The organism is Streptomyces sp. M41(2017) (genome assembly GCF_002078175.1).
Taxonomy (GTDB): Bacteria; Actinomycetota; Actinomycetes; order Streptomycetales; family Streptomycetaceae; genus Streptomyces.
The window spans coordinates 1,254,797-1,280,757 of record NZ_MWFK01000001.1; the positions used below are offsets into that span (position 1 = coordinate 1,254,797).

At 68.5% G+C, this 25,961-nt stretch carries 15 protein-coding genes and 3 rRNA genes; 7 read left to right on the forward strand and 11 right to left on the reverse strand.

The genetic code is table 11. The features are described 5' to 3' along the window. Positions 1–18: 18 nt before the first annotated feature. From B0675_RS05515 to mtnA, 4 genes are read right to left on the reverse strand one after another with little or no spacing between them, the layout of a single operon-like run. The gene (locus B0675_RS05515) at positions 19–1,860 is read right to left on the reverse strand and encodes an LpqB family beta-propeller domain-containing protein (protein WP_081217629.1); all 1,842 of its coding nucleotides are present in this window, start codon (positions 1,858–1,860) and stop codon (positions 19–21) included. Continuing rightward, positions 1,850–3,955 (reverse strand): MtrAB system histidine kinase MtrB, encoded by a 2,106-nt coding sequence (gene mtrB / locus B0675_RS05520; protein WP_081217630.1) that lies wholly within the window; start codon positions 3,953–3,955, stop codon positions 1,850–1,852. The genes B0675_RS05515 and mtrB overlap by 11 nt, the downstream gene beginning before the upstream one ends. A gap of 1 nt (position 3,956) precedes the next feature. Beyond that, a complete protein-coding gene (mtrA, locus tag B0675_RS05525; RefSeq protein WP_193791570.1) occupies positions 3,957–4,646 on the reverse strand; it encodes a two-component system response regulator MtrA in 690 nt (229 codons plus the stop codon). 8 nt (positions 4,647–4,654) lie between these two features. Next, complete coding sequence (gene mtnA / locus B0675_RS05530) at positions 4,655–5,800, reverse strand: S-methyl-5-thioribose-1-phosphate isomerase (protein ID WP_081217632.1); 1,146 nt, start codon at positions 5,798–5,800, stop codon at positions 4,655–4,657. A 141-nt stretch (positions 5,801–5,941) separates the two neighbouring features. On the opposite strand from mtnA, the gene B0675_RS05535 reads away from it, so the two are divergent. The 5 genes from B0675_RS05535 to B0675_RS05555 all read left to right on the forward strand — a co-directional run bounded on the left by B0675_RS05535 (position 5,942) and on the right by B0675_RS05555 (position 11,555). After that, a complete protein-coding gene (locus tag B0675_RS05535; protein ID WP_081217633.1) occupies positions 5,942–7,288 on the forward strand; it encodes a hypothetical protein in 1,347 nt (448 codons plus the stop codon). A gap of 67 nt (positions 7,289–7,355) precedes the next feature. Continuing rightward, positions 7,356–8,048, forward strand: a complete 693-nt coding sequence (locus tag B0675_RS05540) for a DUF4129 domain-containing protein (RefSeq protein ID WP_241539898.1) — start codon at positions 7,356–7,358, stop codon at positions 8,046–8,048. Continuing rightward, complete coding sequence (locus B0675_RS05545; RefSeq protein WP_081217635.1) at positions 8,045–9,247, forward strand: DUF4350 domain-containing protein; 1,203 nt, start codon at positions 8,045–8,047, stop codon at positions 9,245–9,247. Before B0675_RS05540 ends, B0675_RS05545 begins: the two co-directional genes overlap by 4 nt. Further along, positions 9,247–10,245, forward strand: a complete 999-nt coding sequence (locus B0675_RS05550) for a MoxR family ATPase (protein ID WP_107482565.1) — start codon at positions 9,247–9,249, stop codon at positions 10,243–10,245. The genes B0675_RS05545 and B0675_RS05550 overlap by 1 nt, the downstream gene beginning before the upstream one ends. Beyond that, entirely contained in the window at positions 10,245–11,555 is a 1,311-nt protein-coding gene (locus tag B0675_RS05555; RefSeq protein WP_081217637.1) for a DUF58 domain-containing protein, read from the forward strand. The genes B0675_RS05550 and B0675_RS05555 overlap by 1 nt, the downstream gene beginning before the upstream one ends. Positions 11,556–11,684: 129 nt before the next feature. On the opposite strand, the gene rrf is transcribed toward B0675_RS05555, so the two are convergent. From rrf to B0675_RS05580, 4 genes are all read right to left on the reverse strand, one after another. Next, positions 11,685–11,801 (reverse strand): 5S ribosomal RNA (gene rrf / locus B0675_RS05560). A gap of 86 nt (positions 11,802–11,887) precedes the next feature. Next, a 23S ribosomal RNA gene (locus B0675_RS05565) occupies positions 11,888–15,009 on the reverse strand. Between the two features lie 315 nt (positions 15,010–15,324). Beyond that, a 16S ribosomal RNA gene (locus tag B0675_RS05570) occupies positions 15,325–16,850 on the reverse strand. The 16S, 23S and 5S rRNA genes sit together here, the layout of an rRNA operon. 666 nt (positions 16,851–17,516) lie before the next feature. Further along, the gene (locus B0675_RS05580) at positions 17,517–18,524 is read right to left on the reverse strand and encodes a stage II sporulation protein M (protein ID WP_081217638.1); all 1,008 of its coding nucleotides are present in this window, start codon (positions 18,522–18,524) and stop codon (positions 17,517–17,519) included. A 130-nt stretch (positions 18,525–18,654) separates the two neighbouring features. Here B0675_RS05580 and B0675_RS05585 point away from each other — a divergent pair, with 130 nt between their 5' ends. Beyond that, positions 18,655–19,746 (forward strand): RDD family protein, encoded by a 1,092-nt coding sequence (locus B0675_RS05585; protein ID WP_081217639.1) that lies wholly within the window; start codon positions 18,655–18,657, stop codon positions 19,744–19,746. A gap of 143 nt (positions 19,747–19,889) precedes the next feature. Here B0675_RS05585 and B0675_RS05590 read toward each other — a convergent pair whose 3' ends face one another. Beyond that, on the reverse strand, positions 19,890–20,540 hold the full coding sequence (locus B0675_RS05590) for a hypothetical protein (RefSeq protein WP_081217640.1): 651 nt from the start codon (positions 20,538–20,540) through the stop codon (positions 19,890–19,892). Between the two features lie 100 nt (positions 20,541–20,640). Continuing rightward, positions 20,641–22,098, reverse strand: a complete 1,458-nt coding sequence (gene ahcY / locus B0675_RS05595) for an adenosylhomocysteinase (protein WP_081217641.1) — start codon at positions 22,096–22,098, stop codon at positions 20,641–20,643. 558 nt (positions 22,099–22,656) lie between these two features. On the opposite strand from ahcY, the gene B0675_RS05600 reads away from it, so the two are divergent. Further along, the gene (locus B0675_RS05600; RefSeq protein ID WP_081217642.1) at positions 22,657–24,783 is read left to right on the forward strand and encodes a fructose-specific PTS transporter subunit EIIC; all 2,127 of its coding nucleotides are present in this window, start codon (positions 22,657–22,659) and stop codon (positions 24,781–24,783) included. Between the two features lie 88 nt (positions 24,784–24,871). On the opposite strand, the gene B0675_RS05605 is transcribed toward B0675_RS05600, so the two are convergent. Then, positions 24,872–25,852 (reverse strand): cation diffusion facilitator family transporter, encoded by a 981-nt coding sequence (locus B0675_RS05605; protein WP_081217643.1) that lies wholly within the window; start codon positions 25,850–25,852, stop codon positions 24,872–24,874. Positions 25,853–25,961: the final 109 nt, after the last annotated feature.

The following is a 25,961-nucleotide window of genomic DNA, read 5'->3' on the forward strand; positions in this document are numbered from 1 at the left end:
GGCCGAGAACCTTCCCGGCTAGCCGGGATAGACCGGTGCCGTTCCGTCCTGGACGATCTTCTGCCACTGCTCCCCCGCCGACAGCCGCACGATCCCGTCCGTCTCGGACTGCGCCAGCAACGGCAGGGTCTCGTCCTCGGACGCCGCGATCTCCTTGACGTTGGCGAGCGCGGACGGCGCGGTGGCCGGCGGGGTGGAGCCGTCGACCTGGACGTAGCGCATCTGCTGCACACCGCCCTTCTCGCTGCCGACCACCACGAGCCGGCTGTCCCCGGCCCAGGACATGGCCGTGACCTCCTCCAGCCGGGGGGCCACGACGCGCGTGTTGACGACGTCGGCGCCGGCCGGTTCGTCCCCGGTGGACCGGTCGATGCGCCCGATCTGCAGCGAGCTCTTGCCGTCCTTCTCCACGATCAGCGCGATCCGCACCCCGTCGGCGGCCACCCGTACCGCCTCGATGCGCCCGTCGACCAGCGGCGTCTGCACGACCACGGGGTCGCCCGCGCCCTTGCTCAGCAACAGCAGGCGCGGCTTCTTCGGGTCGCGGTCGGCCACCCACAGGTCGCCGCGCGCGTCCCAGCTCGGCGTCGTCAGCCGGTCGGCCGGTGTGCTGCCCTGGCTGCGCAGCACCGGTTCGCCGAGCGAGCCGCCGGACACCAGCGACCCGACGTACAGGTTCCGGCCGTCCGCGGACACTCCGGCCGCGGTGGTCTCGTCCCGTGACACCGCGGCCGCCCGCAGTTTCTTGACGCCCTCGCCGAGCGCCCCGGGCACCGGCTCGGGCTTCTTGTCGCGGTCGCCGCCGTCCATCCGTACAAGCCGCTGCTCGTGGTCGATGAAGTACTGGTCCTCCGACTGCCGGCCCGTACCGTGCGAGGCGACTCCCGCGGCCTGTCCCTTCGTCTGCACGCACAGCTGCGAGCCGTCCGACCTCTGCAGCTCCACCTCGTCGACGCCGGTCGGCGTCAGGTTCGTCAGCGTGAGCAGGACCTGGGCCGCCATCCGTTCGCACACGGCGTTCCCGACGTGGTCGGCCTGGCCGTTCAGCGGCACCGTCACCCTGTTGCGGTCGTCGGTCGACAGGGAGGTGTCGGCGCTCTTCAGGTCCGTGCCCGTGGGGAAGCTCGACGTGACCTCCGGGTCCAGCCACTTCGTGGGCCCCCGCAGCAGCGCCCGCACGATCTGTGTCATCGGGTCCACCTGCGCGCGCACGTAGACGGGGTCGGCGACCGTCGCCAGCGGACGGCCGGCCCCGGAAATACCGTTCGACGCGTAGTAGTACTTGTTGACGGAGACGTAGTTGCGCTGGAAGTCGGACGAGCCCATGACGACGCCCTGCGGCAGGGCGTCGATGCGCCACTGCTTGTTCTTCAGTTTGGTCAGGCGCACCGACTCGTTGTACGTGCCGGCCGCCGGTTCGTAGGCGTGCCGCTCGTCCACGCCGGCGACCTTGCTGCCGTTCAGCCGGAACCTGACGTCGCGCGTGCCGTCCTTCGTGTCCGTCGGCACCGTCACCGGCTCCGGCGCGTCGTCGAGCACGGTGGTGGAGTCGTACGGGTCCCACGTCCTGCGGGCGCCGTCCGTGAGGTACTTGCCGGCCGTCTCGTAGTTCGCGTCGTCACTCGTGAGCGCCTCCAGGAAACCCCGGACGATCTCGTCCGCCGAGGCGCCGGGACGCGGCGGGATCGCGTAGACCCGCACCTGCGAGTCCTGGCGCGGCGTGGACTCCACCTGCCGCAGATCCCCGCTGTCCGGCATCGACGCGCACCCCGCCAGCAGCAGTGCCCCACAGCTCGCGTACGCCATGACGCGCACCGAGCGGCGTCCGCGGACGCCGCTCCCCCCGCGGTCAGCGCCCACGGAATACCTCCCCTTGTCCGAGCTCCTCCGACGTCCCGCCGTCCCGCCGCGGCTCAGGCCCGCCCTGTTCCCGGCTGCCCTGCTCCGAGCCGGTCCGTTCACGGCCTGCCGTCTCCTCCTGACGGCGCACGGACCCGGTGGGCCGGGGCACCACGCGCGAGCCGTTGCCCGGAAGCGCCGTCGGATCGGCCGTCGGCGACCCGGCCGTGCGGGGCGCTATGGGCCCCCGCTGCGGCGTGGTACCGCCCACCGGCTGCTGCACGGGCACCGTGGCCAGTTTGGCTCCGCCGCCGTGCGGCAGGCCCGCGTCGTCGAGTCCGCGGTTGCGCCGCGAGTCCTTGGGCTCCAGCGGTATCGGCGATCCCCGCAGGGGCTCGTCGGCCGTCCGCGGCAGGGTCAGCCGGAACTGCGAACCGCCGCCCGGCTCGCCCCAGGCCTGCAGCCAGCCGCCGTGCAGCCGCGCGTCCTCCAGGGCGATCGACAGCCCGAGGCCGGTGCCGCCGGTGGTCCGCGCGCGGGCCGGGTCGGCCCGCCAGAAGCGGCTGAACACCCGGGTCGCCTCGCCGGGCTTGAGCCCGACGCCGTAGTCACGCACGGCGATCGCCACCGCTCCGCCCGCCGCCGCGAGCTTGACGACCACGTCCTTGCCCTCGCCGTGCTCGACGGCGTTGACGACGAGGTTGCGCAGCACGCGCTCGACGCGCCGGGCGTCCGCCTCCGCTATCAGCGGCTGCTGGTCGCCGACGACCCGTATGTGGGTGCCCTTGCGCTCGGCGAGCGGCTCGGCTCCGCCCACCACCCGTCGTACGACGTCCCTGAGGTCGATCGCGTCGGCCTCCAGGGCCGCCGCGCCCGCGTCGAACCGGCTGATCTCCAGCAGGTCGGCGAGCAGCGTCTCGAAGCGGTCCAGCTGGTCGGCGAGCAGTTCGGCCGACCGCGCGGTCATGGGGTCGAAGTCCTCGCGGGCGTCGTGGATGACGTCGGCCGCCATCCGGACGGTCGTCAGCGGCGTGCGCAACTCGTGCGACACGTCGGAGACGAACCGTCGCTGCATCCGCGACAGGTCCTCCAGCTGCTGGATCTTGAGCTGGAGGTTCTGCGCCATCTTGTTGAAGGCCTCGCCGAGCCGCGCGATGTCGTCCTCGCCGGTGACCTTCATCCGTTCCTGGAGGCGTCCGGCGGAGAGCCGCTCGGCGATACCGGCCGCCATCCGCACCGGTGTGACGACCTGGCGCACCACGAGCCAGGCGATGGCACCGAGAAGCACCACGACGAACAGTCCGGCCGTCGCCAAGGTCCCCTTGACCAGGCTCAGCGACTTCTCCTCCTGCGTCAGCGGGAAGAGGTAGTACAGCTGGTACGCGTCGCCGTTGGGGTCGGTGAGCTGCTTGCCGATGACCAGGGCGGGCTGCGACGGGCGACCGTCCTTGTAGACGACCCGCGTGTAGCTCTGCTGGGCGGCACTGCTGCTGTCGATCCGGGCGCGCAGGTTCTCCGGCACGCTCACCGTGGAGTCGACCCGCCCGGAGCCGCGCGGGGCGAGACCCGCACCGCTGTGGCCCGAGCCCGAGGGCGTGGAGTTGAGGGTGACGACGTCGAACGCGCCCTGGCCACCGCTGGACAGGGACACGACGAGATCGGTCATCCACTGGGTGACGTTCTTCGACAACGGGCCGGTCGCGGCCACACCGTCGTCGCCGCTCGCCGTCACCGTCGAGTCGGCGCCTCGCTTGGCCGCGGCGAAACCGCCGGTGGCCTGGCTCTGCGAGGCCTTCACCTTGGCGTCGAGCAGGCCGTTGCGGACCTGACCGATCACGACGAAGCCGAGCAGCAGCACGACGCCGAGCGACATCAGCAGTGTCGTCACGACGATCTTGAGCTGGATGTTGCGCCGCCACAGCCGCATCACGGGCAGCAGCGGACGGCGCACCCAGCGCATCAGGAGCCGGAGGACCGGGCTGCCCTGGACTCCGCCCTGGAGCAGCCCGCCCTCGAACAGGCGTCCCCAGCGGAAGCCCGTCATCTTCCGGCCGACAGGCCGCCCCGTACGTTCCCCCTGCTCAGCGGGCGCCGAAGCGGCACTGTCACGGGTCATGTCAGCTCGGTCCTGCCTTGTAACCGACGCCACGGACGGTCACCACGATCTCGGGCCGCTCCGGGTCCTTCTCGACCTTGGAGCGCAGCCGCTGGACATGGACGTTGACCAGCCGGGTGTCCGCCGCGTGCCGGTATCCCCACACCTGCTCCAGCAGGACCTCACGGGTGAACACCTGCCACGGCTTGCGGGCCAGCGCGACCAGCAGGTCGAACTCCAGCGGCGTCAGCGCGATCGACAGGCCCTCCCGTTTCACGGAGTGACCGGCGACGTCGATGACGAGATCACCGATGGAGAGCTGTTCGGGTGCCGGCTCCTCCGAACGGCGCAGCCGCGCCCTGATCCGTGCCACCAGCTCCTTTGGCTTGAACGGCTTCACGATGTAGTCGTCGGCGCCGGACTCGAGGCCGACCACGACATCGACGGTGTCGCTCTTCGCCGTGAGCATCACGATCGGCACCCCGGACTCCGCCCTGATCAGGCGGCACACCTCGATGCCGTCCCGTCCGGGCAGCATCAGGTCCAGGAGCACCAGATCGGGCTTGGTCTCGCGGAAAGCGGCCAGCGCCTTGTCGCCGTCGGCTACGAAAGACGGCTCAAAACCTTCACCACGCAACACGATGCCGAGCATCTCGGCCAGTGCGGTGTCGTCATCGACGACAAGGACTCGTCCCTTCATAAACGACATCATCCCATTAACTAAATCGTTACCTGGCGTGACAAGTCACACAGCTCGGCGAGAGCCTCAGCCGTCACGGGCGACACAACGCCCCCTTCGGTGACGATCGCCGTGATCAACTCCGGCGGCGTCACGTCGAACGCCGGGTTGTACGCCTGGGTCCCCAGGGGTGCCACAGGTATACCGCCTCCCGACTCCGCGCCCGCCATCGGCACCTGCGGAGCTGTGATCTCCGTCACTTCATGACCGGGTCGCTGCTCGACCTCGATGGACGCCCCGTCCGGCGTGTCCAGGTCCACCGACGTCACCGGCGCCACCACGATGAACGGCACGTGGTGGTACTTGGCCAGCACAGCGAGCGGATAGCTCCCCACCTTGTTCGCCACCGAACCGTCGGCCGCGATCCGGTCGGCCCCGATCAGCACCGCGTCCACCTCTCCGGACGCGAACAGCGAGCCGGCGGCGCTGTCCGTCAGCAGCGTGTACGCCATGCCGTTGCGTGCCGCCTCGTACGCCGTCAGGCGCGCGCCCTGCAGCAGCGGCCGCGTCTCGTCGACCCAGAGCCGCCGCAACTGCCCGGCCCGGTGCGCGGCGAGCGCCACGGCGAAGGCGGTGCCCTCGCCGCCCGACACCAGCGCACCGGTGTTGCAGTGCGTGAGCACCCGGTGTCCGCCGCCCGGCAGCAGCTCGTCGAGCAGCGCCAGACCGTGCCCGGCCATCCGCGCACTGGCCTCGGCGTCCTCCCGGTGCAGCGCCCGCGCCGCGGCGAGCGCCGCCGCCGCGGCCGCCTCCTGGTCACCGCCGTCGGCCAGCGCGGCCTGGTGAGCGGCCTGCGCCCTGCGGACACCGGCCGAGAGGTTCACCGCGGTGGGCCGGGCACCGGCGAGGTCCCGGGCCGCGTCGCCCACGTCGAAGCCGCGCACGGCGGCGAGCGCGACCCCGTACGCGCCGGCGATCCCCAGCAGGGGTGCCCCGCGCACGGCGAGCGTCCGGATCGCCTCCACCAGCGCGGGGGCGTCCGTGCACACCAGCTCGACCTCTTCGGCCGGCAGCCTGGTCTGGTCGAGAAGGACCACGACAGGTCCTTCGGGCGGCTCGTGCCAGCGGATCGCGGGTATCTCCGTCGGCCCGCTGTCCTCGCGGGATTGCGCGTAGTGATCAGCCATCCGCCCAGTCTGCCCCGTACCCGGCGGACAATTGAAGGTGTCCAGCTCATACAGGGGCCGGTCACCTGCCGGTCGGGCCGTGGCACGATGGCTGCCAACCTGCCGCCGCGACCGCGGAACGGGCACCGTGAAGGAGCGACGATGAACGACACTCCGGGCTGGGCGTCGCCCGGATCCGCCCCCTCCGACGGACAGGAGCCGGACTCCACCGGCACCCCGCAGCCCGCGGAGCAGCCCACGGACCCGGCCGGTGCGAACCAGCCCCAGCAGCCTCCGAACTGGTCCAAGGAGCAGCCCCCGCCCGCCCAGTGGTCGGCCCCCGGCTCGCAGGTACCCGCCCAGACCCCGCCCGCGCCCGGCCCGGGCTGGGGCGGCCAGTACCCCGGCGGTCAGCCCGGCCCCGGAGCACCCGGCGGCTGGGGAGCGCCCGGCCAGGGCTACGGCGGCCCCGGCGGCCCGGCCGGCTGGGGCGGCAACTGGGGCGGTCCGCCGCCCGCCGCCAAGCCCGGCGTGATCCCGCTGCGCCCCCTCGGTGTCGGCGAGATCCTCGACGGCGCCGTCTCCACCATGCGCACCTACTGGCGCACGGTGCTGGGCATCTCGCTGACGGTCGCGGTGATCACGGAGATCGCGGTCATCCTGCTCCAGGGCTTCTTCCTGAACGACACCGAGGGCTCCGACGCCCTCAGCGACCCGAGCGCCACCGTCGGCGAGCTGACGCGGGCCCTCGGCGACACGATGCTCAGCTCCGGTGTCGTCCTGCTCATCACCCTGCTTGGCACCATCGTCGCCACGGCCCTGCTCACCTCGGTCACCAGCCGCGCGGTGCTCGGCAAGCCGGTCACCACCGGCGAGGCCTGGCGGGACGCCCGGCCCCAGCTGCTGCGCCTGTCCGGCCTCACCCTGCTGCTGCCCGTCATCGCCCTCCTGATCGTCGGCGTCGGAACACTGCCCGGCGTACTCGTCGGCGTGGCCGGCTCGGGTGACGCCGGCGCCGCGCTCGCCGTCCTCGGCGGCCTCGCCGGGGCCGTCGTCGCCATCTGGCTGATGGTCCGCTTCTCGCTCTCCTCGCCCGCCCTGATGCTGGAGAAGCAGGGCATCGTGAAGTCGATGAGCCGCTCCGCAAAGCTCGTGCGCGGCTCCTGGTGGCGGGTCTTCGGCATCCAGCTGCTCGCCACGATCATCGCCAACATCGTGGCGTCGATCGTCGTCATCCCCTTCGCCCTCCTCGCCGCCGCCCTGAGCGGCGACGGCTTCAGCGGCCTGCTCGACAGCAACGGCGGCGACATCGGCTGGACGTTCCTGATCATCAGCGGCATCGGCTCGGTGATCGGCTCCATGCTCACCCTCCCGATCAGCGCGGGCGTCACCGTCCTCCTGTACATCGACCAGCGCATCCGCCGCGAGGCCCTCGACCTCGACCTGGCCCGCGCGGCCGGCGTGCCGGACTACGGCACCGAGCCCTCCGGCGCCACACCGGGGAGCTGATGCGGTGAACGGGGCGGGGGGAGCCTTCACAGCAGTACTCGCGGGACCGCACACCGGTGCCACGACCGTGCTCGCACTGGCGCGCGGGGACGCGCCACCGGTGACGACCCCGCGCGACCCCGCGCGGGAGGCCGCCAGACGCGAGCTGTCCAAGCGGATGTACCACGAGAACGACCCGGGCCTGATCCAGCGCGCCCTGAACGCCTTCTGGGACTGGGTCGACAAGCTGTTCGGCGCCGCCTCCACCGCGACACCCGGCGGAGCACTCGGCCTCGTCGTGATCGTCCTCGCCGTCCTGGCGGTCCTCGGCGCCCTCTGGTGGCGCCTGGGAACCCCGCACCGTACTTCCGTCCCGTCCGCCGCCCTGTTCGACGACCGCCCGAGAAGCGCGGCGGAACACCGTGCCGCCGCCGAGGCCCACGCGGCCCAGGGCCACTGGAACCAGGCCGTCCAGGAACGGATGCGCGCCGTCGTCCGCTCCCTGGAGGAACGCGCCCTGCTCGACCCGCGCCCCGGCCGCACCGCCGACGAGGCGGCCGCCGAGGCGAGCCGGACGCTTCCGGACCACACGGACCGACTGCGCTCGGCGGCACGGGACTTCGACGACGTCACGTACGGCGGCCGCACCGGCGACCGGCGCGCGTACCAGCACCTCACCGAACTGGACCGCGACCTGGAGCGCACCAAGCCCCTGCTCACGAGCGGCGCCCACAGCGCCCAGAAGACGTCGGCCACCACCCGCCGGGGCGCCGCCTCATGACCCAGGCCACGCTCACCCCCACGTCCACCTCCACCTCGGCCTCGCCCACGGCCCGGCAGGTGTGGACCCGCACGCGCGGAGTCGTCCTCGCCCTCGTCGTCCTCCTGGTGGCCGCCGTCGTGATCGCCGTGGTCCGCTCGGACGCCCGGCACGGCCGCCTCGACCCGCGCTCCGCCGACCCGCTCGGCAGCCGGGCCGTCGCCGAACTCCTCGCCGACCAAGGCGTCTCCACCCGCGTGGTCACCACCCTCGGCCAGGCCCGAGCCGCCGCCGGCCCCGACGCCACCCTGCTGATCGCCGCCCCGGACCTCCTGACCAAGCGTCAGCAGACCCTTCTGCACACGGCGACGGCGAACTCCGGTGGCCGGACCGTCCTGGTCGCCCCCGGCCGGCCCTCCGTCGGCACCCTCGCCCCCGGCGTGTCCGCCGACCCGGCCGTCAGCTTCGACTCGACGCTCTCCCCCGACTGCACGCTTCCCGCCGCCCGGCGAGCGGGCAGCGCCGACACCGGCGGCGTCCGCTACATCACCACCGCGCCGGACGCCGACGCCTGCTACCCCAGCGACGGCCGGCCCACGCTGCTGCGCCTCCCCGCCCGCCCGGGAAACGGCGACACCGTCGTCCTCGGCGCCCCCGACATCCTGTCCAACGAACGTCTCGACGAGCAGGGCAACGCCTCGCTCGCCCTCCAACTCCTCGGCTCCCGCTCCCACCTGGTCTGGTACCTCCCCTCGCTCTCCGACACCTCGGCCACCGACGCGGGCGACCGGAGCTTCTTCGACCTGCTCCCCTCGGGCTGGCTCTGGGGCACGCTGCAGCTCTTCGTCGCGGCGGCCCTTGCCGCCCTGTGGCGCGCACGTCGACTGGGCCCCCTCGTACCCGAACGGCTCCCCGTGGCGATCCGGGCCTCCGAAACCGCCGAAGGCCGCGCCCGCCTCTACCGCAAGGCCAACGCCCGCGACCGGGCGGCCACCGCTCTGCGCTCCACCACCCGCACCCGCCTCGCCCCCCTCGTCGGCGTCCCCCCGGCCCAGGCACACGCGCCCGAGGCCCTGCTCCCCGCCCTGTCCGCCCACCTCGACGGCGACGGCCAGGCCCTGCACCAGCTCCTCTTCGGACCGCCGCCGCACGACGACGCAGCCCTCGTCTCCCTCGCCGACCAACTCGACGCCCTCGCAAGAGAGGTACGCCATTCATGATGGACCCGACCACTGACAATGCCGGATACGCCGGACATTCCGGGGATGCGAGCACCGCCCGCGCCTCCCTGGAGTCCCTGCGCGCCGAGATCGCCAAAGCCGTGGTCGGCCAGGACCCCGCTGTGACCGGCCTCGTCGTCGCCCTGCTGTGCCGCGGACACGTCCTCCTCGAAGGCGTCCCCGGAGTGGCCAAGACGCTGCTCGTCCGAGCTCTGGCATCCGCGCTCGAACTCGACACCAAGCGCGTCCAGTTCACCCCCGACCTGATGCCGAGCGACATCACCGGCTCCCTGGTCTACGACGCCCGCACGGCCGAGTTCTCCTTCCAGCCCGGCCCGGTCTTCACCAACCTGCTGCTGGCCGACGAGATCAACCGCACGCCCCCGAAGACCCAGGCGTCCCTGCTGGAAGCCATGGAGGAACGCCAGGTCACGGTCGACGGCACCCCCCGGCCGCTCCCCGAGCCCTTCCTCGTCGCCGCGACCCAGAACCCCGTCGAGTACGAGGGCACGTATCCCCTGCCCGAAGCGCAACTGGACCGCTTCCTCCTGAAGCTGACGATCCCGCTGCCCACCCGGCAGGACGAGATCGCCGTCCTCACCCGGCACACCGACGGCTTCAACCCCCGCGACCTGCGCGCCGCCGGCCTGCGCCCGGTCGCTGGTCCCGCCGACCTCGAAGCCGCCCGCGCCGCCGTCGCCAAGACGGCGGTCTCCCCGGAGATCACCGGCTACGTCGTCGACATCTGCCGCGCCACCCGCGAGTCGCCGTCCCTCTCGCTCGGCGTCTCACCGCGCGGCGCGACCGCCCTCCTCGCCACCGCCCGCGCCTGGGCCTGGCTGACCGGCCGCGACTACGTCATCCCCGACGACGTGAAGGCCCTCGCCCTCCCCACCCTCCGCCACCGCGTCCAACTCCGTCCCGAAGCCGAGGTGGAGGGCGTGACGGCCGACTCCGTCATCAACGCGATCCTCACCCACGTCCCCGTCCCCCGCTGATGGCCTTCACCGGACGTGCCGCGCTCCTCGCGGCTCTCGGCGCACTCCCCGTCGGTATCTGGGAGCCGAGCTGGACGGGCATCCTCGCGGTGAACGCCCCGCTGGCCCTGGCCTGCGCCTGCGACGCCGCCCTCGCGGCCCCCGTACGCCGCCTCGGTCTGACCCGCTCCGGCGACACGTCCGTACGCCTCGGCGACACCGCGGACGTCACCCTCACCGTCACCAACCCCTCAGGCCGCCCGCTGCGCGCACACCTGAGGGACGCCTGGCCGCCGAGCAGTTGGGAGTCGGGCACCGAAGTCGCGTCCTCCCGGCACCACGTGTCCGTGCCCGCCGGCGAGCGCCGGCGTGTGACGACCCGTCTGCGCCCGACCCGCCGCGGCGACCGCCGGGCTGACCGTGTCACGATCCGCTCGTACGGCCCCCTGCGCCTCTTCGCCCGCCAGGGCAACCACAGGGTTCCCTGGTCCGTACGTGTGCTGCCCCCCTTCACCAGCCGGAAGCACCTCCCTTCGAAACTGGCCCGGCTCCGCGAACTGGACGGCCGCACCAGCGTGCTGACACGCGGTGAGGGAACTGAGTTCGACAGCCTGCGCGAGTACGTTCCGGGTGACGACACCCGTTCCATCGACTGGCGCGCGACAGCCCGCCAGAGCACGGTCGCCGTACGCACGTGGCGCCCCGAGCGGGACCGGCACATCCTCCTGGTCCTCGACACAGGCCGCACCTCGGCGGGCCGCGTCGGTGACGCCCCCCGTCTGGACGCCTCGATGGACGCGGCCCTGCTGCTCGCCGCCCTGGCCTCCCGCGCCGGCGACCGCGTCGACCTCCTTGCCTACGACCGCCGCGTCCGCGCCCTCGTCCAGGGCCGTGCGGCGGGCGAGGTCCTCCCGTCGCTGGTCAACGCGATGGCGGTCCTCGAACCCGAGTTGGTCGAAACGGACGCCCGCGGCCTGGCCGGCATCGCGCTCCGCACGGCTCCCCGCCGTTCCTTGATCGTGCTCCTGACGAGCCTGGACGCGGCGCCCGTCGAAGAGGGCCTGCTCCCCGTGCTCTCCGGTCTCACCCAGCGCCATACGGTCCTGGTGGCATCGGTCGCCGATCCGTACATCGCCCGCATGGCGAAGGCCCGGGGAGACGCCGAGGCGGTGTACGAAGCGGCGGCGGCAGCTCAGGCACAGACCGAACGTCATCGCACGGCGGAGCAGTTGAGGCGCCGTGGCGTGACTGTCGTCGACGCGATCCCGGACGATCTGGCCCCGGCTCTGGCGGACGCCTACCTGGCTCTCAAGGCCGCGGGCCGACTGTAGAAGCCGCCGGCCTCATCCGGACATCAAAAAAGGGCGGTCTCCTTTGGGAGACCACCCTTTGACAAATATCGTCGAAACGCAGAAAACCCCCGTACCGGTATCCCCGGCACGGGGGTTTTCTCAACAATAGTTCGGCGGCGTCCTACTCTCCCACAGGGTCCCCCCTGCAGTACCATCGGCGCTGTGAGGCTTAGCTTCCGGGTTCGGAATGTAACCGGGCGTTTCCCTCACGCTATGACCACCGAAACACTATGAAACTGTCAACCGGAGCCGTGGCATAGCTACGACGGTTGTTCGTGGTTTCAGAACCAACACAGTGGACGCGAGCAACTGAGGACAAGCCCTCGGCCTATTAGTACCAGTCACCTCCAGCGGTTACCCGCCTTCCAGATCTGGCCTATCAACCCAGTCGTCTACTGGGAGCCTTAACCCCTCAAGGGGGTGGGAATACTCATCTCGAAGCAGGCTTCCCGCTTAGATGCTTTCAGCGGTTATCCCTCCCGAACGTAGCCAACCAGCCATGCCCTTGGCAGGACAACTGGCACACCAGAGGTTCGTCCGTCCCGGTCCTCTCGTACTAGGGACAGCCCTTCTCAATATTCCTACGCGCACAGCGGATAGGGACCGAACTGTCTCACGACGTTCTAAACCCAGCTCGCGTACCGCTTTAATGGGCGAACAGCCCAACCCTTGGGACCGACTCCAGCCCCAGGATGCGACGAGCCGACATCGAGGTGCCAAACCATCCCGTCGATATGGACTCTTGGGGAAGATCAGCCTGTTATCCCCGGGGTACCTTTTATCCGTTGAGCGACGGCGCTTCCACAAGCCACCGCCGGATCACTAGTCCCGACTTTCGTCCCTGCTCGACCCGTCGGTCTCACAGTCAAGCTCCCTTGTGCACTTACACTCAACACCTGATTACCAACCAGGCTGAGGGAACCTTTGGGCGCCTCCGTTACTCTTTAGGAGGCAACCGCCCCAGTTAAACTACCCATCAGACACTGTCCCTGATCCGGATCACGGACCCAGGTTAGACATCCAGCACGACCAGACTGGTATTTCAACGACGACTCCACCATGGCTGGCGCCATGACTTCAAAGTCTCCCAGCTATCCTACACAAGCCGAACCGAACACCAATATCAAACTGTAGTAAAGGTCCCGGGGTCTTTCCGTCCTGCTGCGCGAAACGAGCATCTTTACTCGTAGTGCAATTTCACCGGGCCTATGGTTGAGACAGTCGAGAAGTCGTTACGCCATTCGTGCAGGTCGGAACTTACCCGACAAGGAATTTCGCTACCTTAGGATGGTTATAGTTACCACCGCCGTTTACTGGCGCTTAAGTTCTCAGCTTCGCCACCCCGAAGAGTGACTAACCGGTCCCCTTAACGTTCCAGCACCGGGCAGGCGTCAGTCCGTATACATCGCCTTACGGCTTCGCACGGACCTGTGTTTTTAGTAAACAGTCGCTTCTCGCTGGTCTCTGCGGCCACCCCCAGCTCACCGAGTAAATCGGATCACCAGTGATGGCCCCCCTTCTCCCGAAGTTACGGGGGCATTTTGCCGAGTTCCTTAACCATAGTTCACCCGAACGCCTCGGTATTCTCTACCTGACCACCTGAGTCGGTTTAGGGTACGGGCCGCCATGAAACTCGCTAGAGGCTTTTCTCGACAGCATAGGATCATCCACTTCACCACAATCGGCTCGGCATCAGGTCTCAGCCTTAATGTGTGACGGATTTACCTATCACACGGCCTACACCCTTACCCCGGGACAACCACCGCCCGGGATGGACTACCTTCCTGCGTCACCCCATCACTCACCTACTACCACCTTGGGCCGGCGGCTCCACCACTCCCCTCAACTCCGAAGAGATCAGGGCGGCTTCACGGCCTTAGCATTAATGGGCTCGATGTTTGACGCTTCACAGCGGGTACCGGAATATCAACCGGTTATCCATCGACTACGCCTGTCGGCCTCGCCTTAGGTCCCGACTTACCCTGGGCAGATCAGCTTGACCCAGGAACCCTTAGTCAATCGGCGCACACGTTTCTCACGTGTGTATCGCTACTCATGCCTGCATTCTCACTCGTGAACCGTCCACCACTGCCTTCCGGCGCGGCTTCACCCGGCACACGACGCTCCCCTACCCATCACAGCAGGCGTTGGCCCTATTGCTGCAATGACACGACTTCGGCGGTACGCTTGAGCCCCGCTACATTGTCGGCGCGGAATCACTAGACCAGTGAGCTATTACGCACTCTTTCAAGGGTGGCTGCTTCTAAGCCAACCTCCTGGTTGTCTGTGCGACTCCACATCCTTTCCCACTTAGCGTACGCTTAGGGGCCTTAGTCGATGCTCTGGGCTGTTTCCCTCTCGACCATGGAGCTTATCCCCCACAGTCTCACTGCCGTGCTCTCACTTACCGGCATTCGGAGTTTGGCTAAGGTCAGTAACCCGGTAGGGCCCATCGCCTATCCAGTGCTCTACCTCCGGCAAGAAACACACGACGCTGCACCTAAATGCATTTCGGGGAGAACCAGCTATCACGGAGTTTGATTGGCCTTTCACCCCTAACCACAGGTCATCCCCCAGGTTTTCAACCCTGGTGGGTTCGGTCCTCCACGACCTCTTACAGCCGCTTCAACCTGCCCATGGCTAGATCACTCCGCTTCGGGTCTTGAGCGCGCTACTGAATCGCCCTATTCGGACTCGCTTTCGCTACGGCTTCCCCACACGGGTTAACCTCGCAACGCACCGCAAACTCGCAGGCTCATTCTTCAAAAGGCACGCAGTCACGAGACATGTGCAAGCACATATCCGACGCTCCCACGGCTTGTAGGCACACGGTTTCAGGTACTATTTCACTCCGCTCCCGCGGTACTTTTCACCATTCCCTCACGGTACTATCCGCTATCGGTCACCAGGGAATATTTAGGCTTAGCGGGTGGTCCCGCCAGATTCACACGGGATTTCTCGGGCCCCGTGCTACTTGGGTGTCTCTCAAACGAGCCGTTGATGTTTCGACTACGGGGGTCTTACCCTCTACGCCGGACCTTTCGCATGTCCTTCGCCTACATCAACGGTTTCTGACTCGCCTCACAGCCGGCAGACTGTGAAAGAGAGATCCCACAACCCCCTGCATGCAACCCCTGCCGGGTCTCACACATACAAGGTTTGGCCTCATCCGGTTTCGCTCGCCACTACTCCCGGAATCACGGTTGTTTTCTCTTCCTGCGGGTACTGAGATGTTTCACTTCCCCGCGTTCCCTCCACACTGCCTATGTGTTCAGCAGTGGGTGACAGCCCATGACGACTGCCGGGTTTCCCCATTCGGAAACCCCCGGATCAAAGCCTGGTTGACGGCTCCCCGGGGACTATCGTGGCCTCCCACGTCCTTCATCGGTTCCTGGTGCCAAGGCATCCACCGTGCGCCCTTAAAAACTTGGCCACAGATGCTCGCGTCCACTGTGCAGTTCTCAAACAACGACCAACCACCCATCACCCCCGGTTACCACCGGAGTTCACTGGGGCCGGCACTGAAGGCAGCCAACCATCGGCCGTACCTTCAGACACCCAACAGCGTGCCCGACACCCTCGCCACTCGTGATCAGCTTTCCACGCTCCGAAGAACAGTACTTGCAGCCCGAGATGACTTGAGTGCCGAATAATCAACGTTCCACCCATGAGCAACCAGCATCGAACATTCGCCGATGTACTGGCCTCTGACCTCGCCCCGAAGGACTCGGTAAGAAGTGCTCCTTAGAAAGGAGGTGATCCAGCCGCACCTTCCGGTACGGCTACCTTGTTACGACTTCGTCCCAATCGCCAGTCCCACCTTCGACAGCTCCCTCCCACAAGGGGTTGGGCCACCGGCTTCGGGTGTTACCGACTTTCGTGACGTGACGGGCGGTGTGTACAAGGCCCGGGAACGTATTCACCGCAGCAATGCTGATCTGCGATTACTAGCAACTCCGACTTCATGGGGTCGAGTTGCAGACCCCAATCCGAACTGAGACAGGCTTTTTGAGATTCGCTCCGCCTCACGGCTTCGCAGCTCTTTGTACCTGCCATTGTAGCACGTGTGCAGCCCAAGACATAAGGGGCATGATGACTTGACGTCGTCCCCACCTTCCTCCGAGTTGACCCCGGCAGTCTCCTGTGAGTCCCCATCACCCCGAAGGGCATGCTGGCAACACAGAACAAGGGTTGCGCTCGTTGCGGGACTTAACCCAACATCTCACGACACGAGCTGACGACAGCCATGCACCACCTGTACACCGACCACAAGGGGGGCACTATCTCTAATGCTTTCCGGTGTATGTCAAGCCTTGGTAAGGTTCTTCGCGTTGCGTCGAATTAAGCCACATGCTCCGCTGCTTGTGCGGGCCCCCGTCAATTCCTTTGAGTTTTAGCCTTGCGGCCGTACTCCCCAGGCGGGGAACTTAATGCGTTAGCTGCGGCACCGACGACGTGGAATGTCGCCAACACCTAGTTCCCACCGTTTACGGCGTGGACTACCAGGGTATCTAATCCTGTTCGCTCCCCACGCTTTCGCTCCTCAGCGTCAGTAATGGCCCAGAGATCCGCCTTCGCCACCGGTGTTCCTCCTGATATCTGCGCATTTCACCGCTACACCAGGAATTCCGATCTCCCCTACCACACTCTAGCCTGCCCGTATCGACTGCAGACCCGGGGTTAAGCCCCGGGCTTTCACAACCGACGTGACAAGCCGCCTACGAGCTCTTTACGCCCAATAATTCCGGACAACGCTTGCGCCCTACGTATTACCGCGGCTGCTGGCACGTAGTTAGCCGGCGCTTCTTCTGCAGGTACCGTCACTTTCGCTTCTTCCCTGCTGAAAGAGGTTTACAACCCGAAGGCCGTCATCCCTCACGCGGCGTCGCTGCATCAGGCTTTCGCCCATTGTGCAATATTCCCCACTGCTGCCTCCCGTAGGAGTCTGGGCCGTGTCTCAGTCCCAGTGTGGCCGGTCGCCCTCTCAGGCCGGCTACCCGTCGTCGCCTTGGTGAGCCACTACCTCACCAACAAGCTGATAGGCCGCGGGCTCATCCTTCACCGCCGGAGCTTTTAACCCCCACCCATGCAGGCAGGAGTGTTATCCGGTATTAGACCCCGTTTCCAGGGCTTGTCCCAGAGTGAAGGGCAGATTGCCCACGTGTTACTCACCCGTTCGCCACTAATCCACCCCGAAGGGCTTCATCGTTCGACTTGCATGTGTTAAGCACGCCGCCAGCGTTCGTCCTGAGCCAGGATCAAACTCTCCGTGAATGTTTTCCCGTAATCGGGACGACACCACGAGAGCGGAACAACCGGTCGGAATAGGACCGGTCGTTCACAGCGTCCTCGCTGTGCGCCTACCCCGAGGGGCAGGACTTTTTCAAAGGAACCTCGTCCCGGCCGATCGGCCGGAGACGGGGTATCAACATATCTGGCGTTGATTTTTGGCACGCTGTTGAGTTCTCAAGGAACGGACGCTTCCTTTGTACTCACCCTCTCGGGCTTTCCTCCGGGCGCTTCCCTTCGGTCTTGCGTTTCCGACTCTATCAGACCGTTTCCGTATCCGATTTCCTCGGCGCTTTCCAGGTTTTCGCTTTCGCGTTTCCCTTTCCGGCGAGTCCGACTCTATCAGATCCTTTCGGGCCTGATTTCCTCGGTGCTTTCAAGTTCCGCGCTTTTCGCGCTTTCCTTTTCAGCGACTCCGACTTTATCAGAAGGTGTGGGCCGGATTTACCGGCGACCGTTTCTGAATCATCAAGAGGGGGGCTTCTTCGAATCGACGTATCGATTGCTTGGAGAAGCTCGCAGACTCTAACCGCTGCCGCCGGACGTGTCCAGTTCTAGGCAACTGTTCTAATCTACCTCCCCGAGCAACCCGTGTCAACGGGTCCCTTGGGGCGAAGAGGAGACTAGCAGCTCAGCGGAGGCCCACGCACATCAGGCGGCCGTGGGGAGAGTGGCGCTGCGCTCGGAGGCGTCGACGTCGCCTGTGACGCCCGAGCGGACCGCCCGGCCTCCGAGCACGTACACGTACAAGAGGAAGGCCAGTTCGGCCGCGATGCCGATGGCGATGCGCGCCCAGGTGGGCAGGCCGGACGGTGTGACGAAGCCTTCGATGGCACCCGAGACGAAGAGCACCAGCGCCAGGCCGACAGCCATTCCCAGTGCGGCGCGGCCTTCCTCGGCGAGCGCCGTGCGGCGGGAACGCGGGCCCGGGTCGATGACCGTCCAGCCCAGTCGCAGGCCGGTGCCCGCGGCGACGAACACGGCGGTCAGTTCGAGCAGGCCGTGCGGAAGGATCAGTCCCAGGAAGGTGTCGAGGCGGCCGGCCGATGACATCAGGCCGATGCCGACACCGACGTTGAGCATGTTCTGGAAGAGGATCCAGAGCACCGGGAGACCCAGGAAGATGCCGAGGACGAGGCACATGGCCGCGGCCTGGGCGTTGTTCGTCCATACCTGGGCCGCGAACGACGCGGCGGGGTGGCTGGAGTAGTAGGTCTCGTACTCGCCACCGGGACGGGTGAGGTCGCGGAGCTGGCTGGGCGCGGCGATCGAGGCCTGGACCTCCGGGTGCGCGGCGATCCACCAGCCCAGGAGCGCAGCCACCGCGGTGGACAGCAGTGCCATGGGCACCCACCAGTGACGGGAGCGGTAGACCGCCGCGGGGAAGCCGCGGGTCAGGAAGCCGGTGACGTCGCGCCAGGAGGCTCGGCGGGTGCCGGTCACGGCGCTCCGCGCGCGTGCCACGAGTTGGCTGAGCCGGCCGGTGAGCTGCGGGTCGGGCGCGCTGGACTGGATCAGCGAGAGATGGGTGGCGGTTCGCTGGTACAGGGTGACGAGTTCGTCCGCCTCGGCCCCGTCGAGGCGGCGCTGACGGCGCAGGAGGGCTTCGAGTCGGTCCCACTCGGCTCGGTGGGCGGAGACGAAGACGTCGAGGTCCATCGGTTTGCCTGCTCCTCGGCTGCTCGTCGGCGACTCTTGGTCGATGTCAGCTTGTCTTACTGCGGCGCGAAGTGCGCTCAGCTTGGCAGACTGGCGGTTCTCGGGGCAGGTCAGGGGAAGGGCGGCACGTGTGAGTGAGCTTGTGACGGGCGAGGCGGTGGCGCTGGAGCTGCGTCCCGCGAAACTGCCGAGCCGGGCGCTGGCCGTCGTGCTCGACCTCGCCGCGGCGATGGTGGTCTACCTCGTCGTGACGATCGGGCTCGTCGCCGCGACCGCCGCGTTGGACGACGCGGCGCAGGTCGCTCTGTCGATCGCGAGCTTCCTTCTTGTGCTGGTCGGCGTGCCCATCGCGGTGGAGACGCTCAGCCATGGCCGGTCGCTGGGGAAGCTGGCGTGCGGGCTGCGGGTGGTGCGGGACGACGGCGGGCCGATCCGGTTCCGGCACGCGCTGGTGCGCGGGGCGGTGGGGGTCGTCGAGATCCTGATGACGTTCGGCATCGTCGCGTGCATCGCCTCGCTGGTGTCGGAGCGCGGTCGTCGGCTCGGGGACGTGTTCGCCGGGACCCTCGTGGTGCGTGAGCGGATTCCGGTGGGGCGTATGCCTCATGTTCCCCCGCCGCCCCCCTGGCTCGCGGGACGCTTCGCCGAGCTCGACCTGTCCGCGGTGCCGGACGGGCTGTGGCTGGCCATCCGCCAGTACCTGACGCGGATGGGGCAGTTGGATCCGCGAGTGGGCGGGGCGATGGCGGAACGGCTCGCGATGGATCTCGCGACGCGTACGGGAACACCGCCGCCGCAGGGTGTGCCCGCGGGGGCGTACCTGGCGGCCGTGGTGCAGGAGCGGCAGGCCCGTGAGGCTCGTCGGGTCTTCGGAGGCGGCGCGGCTGCCGGAATGCCCCAGCCCGTTCCTGGCGGATACCCCTATCCGCCAGGTCCTGGCGGATACCCCTTCGCGCAGGTCCCTGGCGGATACCCCCAGCCGATGGGGCACGGCGGTTATCCCCCGCCGCCCGCCAACACCGGCTATGCCTCACCCCTCGCGCCGGCCGGCTATCCCGCGCAGGGAAATCACGGCGGCCACACCCCTCAGGGTGGGCCACCCTCTGGTCAGCAGCCCGATCCGTCCCAGGACGGGCGGGATCGCTCGGTCGACCCGGGTCGGCCCGCAGGTGGGCCGGGACAGGACGAGCGGCCGGCGACGGGGTTCGCGCCGCCCGCATAGCCGTTCTCCCCGGTGCGAGCGAGGCCCTCTCTTCACGAGCGGGTCCCTTTCCGCACGGTCGGATCTCGCCCTTCACGCCGGACGACGCCCGTTCGTCGGCGTCGCATCGCGTCGTGCCTGCCGTGCCCTGCCCTGCCCTGCCGTCAGGTGAACGCCGACGGAGGCGACTCCAGGTCCTCCAGCTCGATGCCGGGGGCCGCGAGCACCACGTCCCCCGCGATGTGGACAGCGTGCTGTTCCCCTGTGTCCAAGGCTGTGACCTGGTATTCGTCCACGGTCAGGGGGCCGTTGTCAGTGCTGTGTGTTTCGCTTTCGATCAAGGCCCAGGACTGGTCGAGGGTGCGCGGGGCGAGGACCGGGCCGGTGAAGGAGACGAGGCGAACGCGGGTTGCCGCGGTGCCGGCGGAAGGGGTGAGGCGCAGGAGGCGGGCGGTGGCGACGAGGAACGCGGGAGAGGTGCCGGTGAAGGCGTGGGCAGCCACGTTTCCTTCGGTCGCCTCGGTGCCGGCGGGGTCGGTGCGGACCCAGGTCACGCCGTCGATGGCGGCGCCGCGCACCTGCCAGTTCGCGGAGTGGAGTTCGAGCCGGATGGGTCGGCCGAGTTCGTCGACGGCGAGGTCGACGGAGCCGGTGACGGTGTTCTCCCCGGGGAGGCCGTCGGGTCCCGTCGTGGAGGGGGTGGTGAGTTGGGCGACGTAGCGCCAGCCGGAGGGGCCGGGCGCGCAGTGGAAGTGTTCTTCGCCGAGGGGGGTGTGATCGTGCGGATCATGGAGCGAATAGCGGCCGCGGGGCATGGGCGTTCAGGTCCTCATCGGGGACAGGCCCCCGCCGGGAGGGCGAGGGCCTGCTGACATCCGGACGCCGAGCGGGGGTACCGCTGCTCGGCGGGTGTGCTCAGTAGCGGTAGTGGTCCGACTTGTACGGGCCCTCGACCTCGACACCGATGTACGAGGCCTGCTCGGGGCGGAGCGTCGTGAGCTTCACGCCGAGCGCGTCCAGGTGGAGACGGGCGACCTTCTCGTCGAGGTGCTTCGGCAGCACGTAGACGTCGGTCGGGTACTCCTCGGGCTTGGTGAACAGCTCGATCTGGGCCAGGGTCTGGTCCGCGAACGAGTTGGACATCACGAAGGACGGGTGTCCGGTCGCGTTGCCCAGGTTCAGCAGGCGGCCCTCGGACAGCAGGATGATGACCTTGCCGTCGGGGAACTTCCAGGTGTGGACCTGCGGCTTGACCTCGTCCTTGACGATGCCGGGGATCTTGGCGAGGCCGGCCATGTCGATCTCGTTGTCGAAGTGGCCGATGTTGCCGACGATCGCCTGGTGCTTCATCTTGGCCATGTCCGCGGCCATGATGATGTCCTTGTTGCCCGTCGTGGTGACGAAGATGTCCGCCTTGTCGATGACCTCGTCGAGGGTCGTGACCTGGTAGCCGTCCATCGCCGCCTGCAGGGCGCAGATCGGGTCGATCTCGGTGATGATCACGCGGGCGCCCTGACCGCGCAGGGACTCCGCGCAGCCCTTGCCCACGTCGCCATAGCCGCAGATGACGGCGGTCTTGCCGCCGATGAGGGTGTCGGTGGCGCGGTTGATGCCGTCGATCAGGGAGTGGCGGCAGCCGTACTTGTTGTCGAACTTCGACTTGGTGACGGCGTCGTTCACGTTGATCGCCGGGAACAGCAGGGTGCCGTCACGGTGCATCTCGTACAGACGGTGGACGCCGGTGGTGGTCTCCTCGGTCACGCCGCGGATCTCCGAGGCGAGCTGGGTCCACTTCTGCGAACCCTCGCTGATGGTGCGGTTGAGGAGTTCGAGAACGACGCGGTGCTCCTCGTTCTCGGCGGTGTCGGCCGAGGGGACCTTGCCGTCCTTCTCGTACTTCACGCCGTTGTGGACGAGGAGGGTGGCGTCACCGCCGTCGTCCAGGATCATGTTCGGGCCGCCGGTGGGGGTGTTCGGCCAGGTCAGCGCCTGCTCCGTGCACCACCAGTACTCCTCCAGGGTCTCGCCCTTCCAGGCGAAGACCGGGACACCCTGGGGGTTGTCGGGTGTGCCGTTCGGGCCGACGGCGATGGCGGCGGCCGCGTGGTCCTGGGTGGAGAAGATGTTGCAGGAGGCCCAGCGGACCTCGGCGCCGAGGGCGACGAGGGTCTCGATGAGGACGGCGGTCTGGACCGTCATGTGCAGGGATCCGGTGACGCGGGCGCCGGCCAGGGGCTGCGCCGCGGCGTACTCCTTGCGGATCGACATCAGGCCGGGCATCTCGTGCTCGGCGAGGGTGATCTCCTTGCGGCCGAAGTCGGCCAGCGAGAGATCGGCGACCTTGAAGTCCAGTCGGCTGTCGACAGTCGTCATGACGAGCTGCTCCTCGGGTTCGGGGCGAGTTGGGCTGTTCTGCGCGGCGGTGGGCACATACGGATGCCCGAGAGGGGCACGGACGTGCCCCGGCAGGACACAGGGGTGCCCGGTGCGCGCAGCGCAGTCCGTCGGAGGCCCTCTCTCCCTCGGCCGGTCCGCGGGGGGACCGCCCGACCGCCATCAGCAGCGACGTCTGGCTCAGTCACCCAAGCTACACCGGTGAGCCCGCCCGTCCCCAGTCCGCCTCCGGAAGGGACCGTGTCCCGGGACGGGGGCCGAGGGGTCCTGGCGGCGCTGCGCCACGGGCCGCGGCTGCCGGGGTCATGGGCTCCCGGCCTGCGGATGTGGGGGCCTCCGGGCCGGGGGATCGGGAGGGCTCCGGGCCCGGGGACGGGGACGGGGACGGGGACGGGGAGGGGGTGATGTTCGGCGTCTTCGATCGTGGGCAGGGGTGCCAGGGCATCGGAAACATGTCAGTGGTTCCGCGGGCGTCCGCGAGGCGTGCCGCCCGCGTGAACGCGGCGTTCAGGGCGCCGCAGGCGTTAGGAGATCGACGTGACCAGTCCGGCCGGCCCTCCCCCCACGGGCGACGGCGGTGACGAGCCGCAGCGGTTGAAGCTGCTGGCGGTGACCGCGTGTCCGACCGGCATCGCGCACACGTACATGGCGGCCGAGAAGCTCTCGCAGGCTGCGGAGCGGCTCGGGATCGACATGAAGGTGGAGACGCAGGGATCCATCGGGGCTGAGAACGTGCTCGATGACAACGATGTCAGAACCGCCGACGGGATCATCGTCGCGGCCGACAAGGATGTGGACCTCGGCAGATTCGCGGGCAAGCGGGTGATCACCGTCGGGGTGGCAGAGGGGATCCACCATCCGGAGCGGCTGATCGAGCAGGTCCGGTCGGCGCCCGTGCACACCGCCGACGGTCCCGCGCCGACCTCCGGGAAGGGCGGCAGCGGCGGCAAGGAGCGGAGCCTGCCGTACAAGGCGCTGATGAACGGGGTCAGTTACATGATCCCGTTCGTGGTGGTCGGCGGGCTGCTGATCGCGATATCGCTCTCGCTCGGCGGGCACACCGACCCCTCCGGCGGCCTGGTCATCCCCAAGGACTCCTTCTGGACGGACGTGAACAACATCGGTGTCATCGGCTTCACGCTGATGGTGCCGATCCTGTCCGGATACATCGCCTACGCGATCGGCGACCGGCCCGCGCTCGTGCCCGGCATGATCGGCGGGTGGATCGCCAACACCGGCGCGCTGTACGACTCCAAGTCCGGGGCCGGGTTCATCGGAGCGATCGTGACCGGCTTCCTCGCCGGTTATCTGGTCCTGTGGATCAAGAAGGTCAAGGTCCCGAAGTTCGCCCAGCCGATCATGCCGATCATCGTGATCCCCATCGTCGCGACGACGGCTCTCGGCCTCTTCTTCATCTACGTCATCGGGAAGCCGATCTCGTGGGTCTTCGAGCACCTGACCAGCTGGCTCAGCGGGATGACCGGCACCAGCGCCGTGCTGCTCGGCGCGATCCTCGGCCTGATGATCGCGTTCGACATGGGCGGGCCGGTCAACAAGACGGCCTTCCTCTTCGGCTCCGGGCTCATCGCGACCGGCAACCAGACCGTGATGGGCATGTGCGCCGCCGCGATTCCCGTGATGCCGCTCGGCCAGGGCGTGGCCACCCTGATCCGCAAGCGCCTCTACACCGAGCAGGAACGGGAGACGGGACTGGCCTCGCTGTTCATGGGCTGCTTCGGCATCTCCGAGGGCGCCATCCCGTTCGCCGCGGCGCGGCCCGCGCAGGTCATTCCCGCGAACATGCTCGGCGGTGCCGTGGCCGGTGCGGTCGCCGGACTCGCCGGGGTCAGCGACGCCGTCCCGCACGGCGGGCCGATCGTGGCGGTGCTGGGTGCCGTGGGCGGCGTGCCGATGTTCTTCGTGGCCGTCGCCATCGGTACCGCGGTGACGGCGCTGACGACCGTCACGTTGGTCGACGTCAGTGAGCGCAGGCGGCGGGGCGAGGTGCCGGTCCCCTCGGCGCGGACGCCCGAGCCGGCGCTCGCCGCCGCGGTCGCCGTCCCCGGGACCGGCGGCGCCACGGGACCGGTGCGCGCCGCCCTCGCGAAGGAGAGCGGCCCGACCGCCGAGGCCACTGGGGCGCCCGTGTCCGGCGGTTCCGCGGCCACAGGCGCGGGATCGACGGCGACCGCTGTCGCCGACGAGGCCGAGGTGCTCTCCGGCTACGTCACGGAGGAGACCGTCACGGTCCGGCTCGCGGCCGAGGACAAGGAGTCCGCGATCCGCGAGATGGCCGGACTGCTCGCCGCCTCCGGCAAGGTCCGGGACGTCGAGGAGCTGGTGCGGACGGCGCTGCGCCGTGAGGAGCAGGGCACCACGGGCCTCGGCGAGGAGATCGCGGTCCCGCACGCCAAGACGGACGCCGTGAGCGCCCCGGTCGTCGCGTTCGCGCGCTCCGACGCGGGCATCGAATGGGGTTCGCTGGACGGGACCAGGGCCCGGCTGGTGTTCATGATCTCCGTGCCGGAGGCCGCCGCGGGCGACGAGCACCTGAGGATCCTGGCGCTGCTGTCGCGCAAGCTGATGGACCCCGCCTTCCGGGAGCGGCTGACGGCCGCGGCGGACGCGCGGGCGATCCTCGCGGTGCTGAGCGAGATCGAGTAGTCGGAGGTACCGCGACCGCCCGGCCGCTGGACGACGTCGGGGCCCGCCTGAGATCTCAGGCGGGCCCCGATGTCGTACGGACGAGAGGTCAGTGGTCGGACGGCGACTGGGCCGGTCCGCCGGGGGTGGCGTCGCGGTCGGCGCCCTTGACGGCCTCCGCCTCGCTGTAGATGTCCGGCTCCAGGTAGATCACCCGGGCGATCGGGACGGCCTCGCGGATACGGGCCTCGGCCGCGTCGATCGCGGAGGCGACCTGGGTGGCCGTGTCGTCGTGCCGGACGGCGATCTTCGCCGCGACGAGGAGTTCCTCGGGGCCGAGGTGGAGCGTGCGCATGTGGATGATGCGGGTGACCGTGTCGCCGTCGACCATCGCGGCCTCGATCTTCGTGGTGTTCTCCGGGCCCGCCGACTCACCGAGCAGCAGCGACTTGGTCTCGGCGGCGAGGACCAGGGCGATCAGGATGAGCAGGACACCGATGCAGATCGTGCCGATGCCGTCCCAGGTGCCGTCGCCGGTGAGCAGGGCGATGCCGACGCCGCACAGGGCCAGGACCAGACCGATGAGCGCGCCGAAGTCCTCCAGGAGGACGACGGGCAGCTCGGGGGCCTTGGCCCGGCGGATGAACTGGGACCAGGAGTGCGTCCCGCGGATCTGGTTGGACTCCTTGATCGCCGTGCGGAACGAGAAGCCCTCGGCGATGATCGCGAAGACCAGGACGCCCACCGGCCAGTACCAGTGCTCGATCGCGTGCGGGTGCTTGATCTTCTCGTAGCCCTCGTAGACGGCGAACATGCCGCCGACCGAGAACAGGACGATCGAGACGAGGAACGCGTAGATGTAGCGCTCGCGGCCGTAGCCGAAGGGGTGCTCCGGGGTGGCCTCGCGCTGGGCCTTCTTGCCTCCGATCAGCAGGAGTGCCTGGTTGCCTGAGTCGGCGAGCGAGTGGACGCCCTCCGCGAGCATCGAGGAGGACCCGCTGAACGCGAACGCCACGAACTTCGCTACCGCGATCGCGAGGTTGGCGCCGAGTGCCGCCACGATCGCCTTGGTGCCGCCTGAAGCGCTCATCTGCTCCTGCTGTCCCTTCGTACGCCGTCCGGACCCCGTTCGTACCCTCGTACCCCGGTCCGGGCTTTGCCCGCCCTTTGCGGTGGGCCATTCTTGCAGCCCGGGCCGG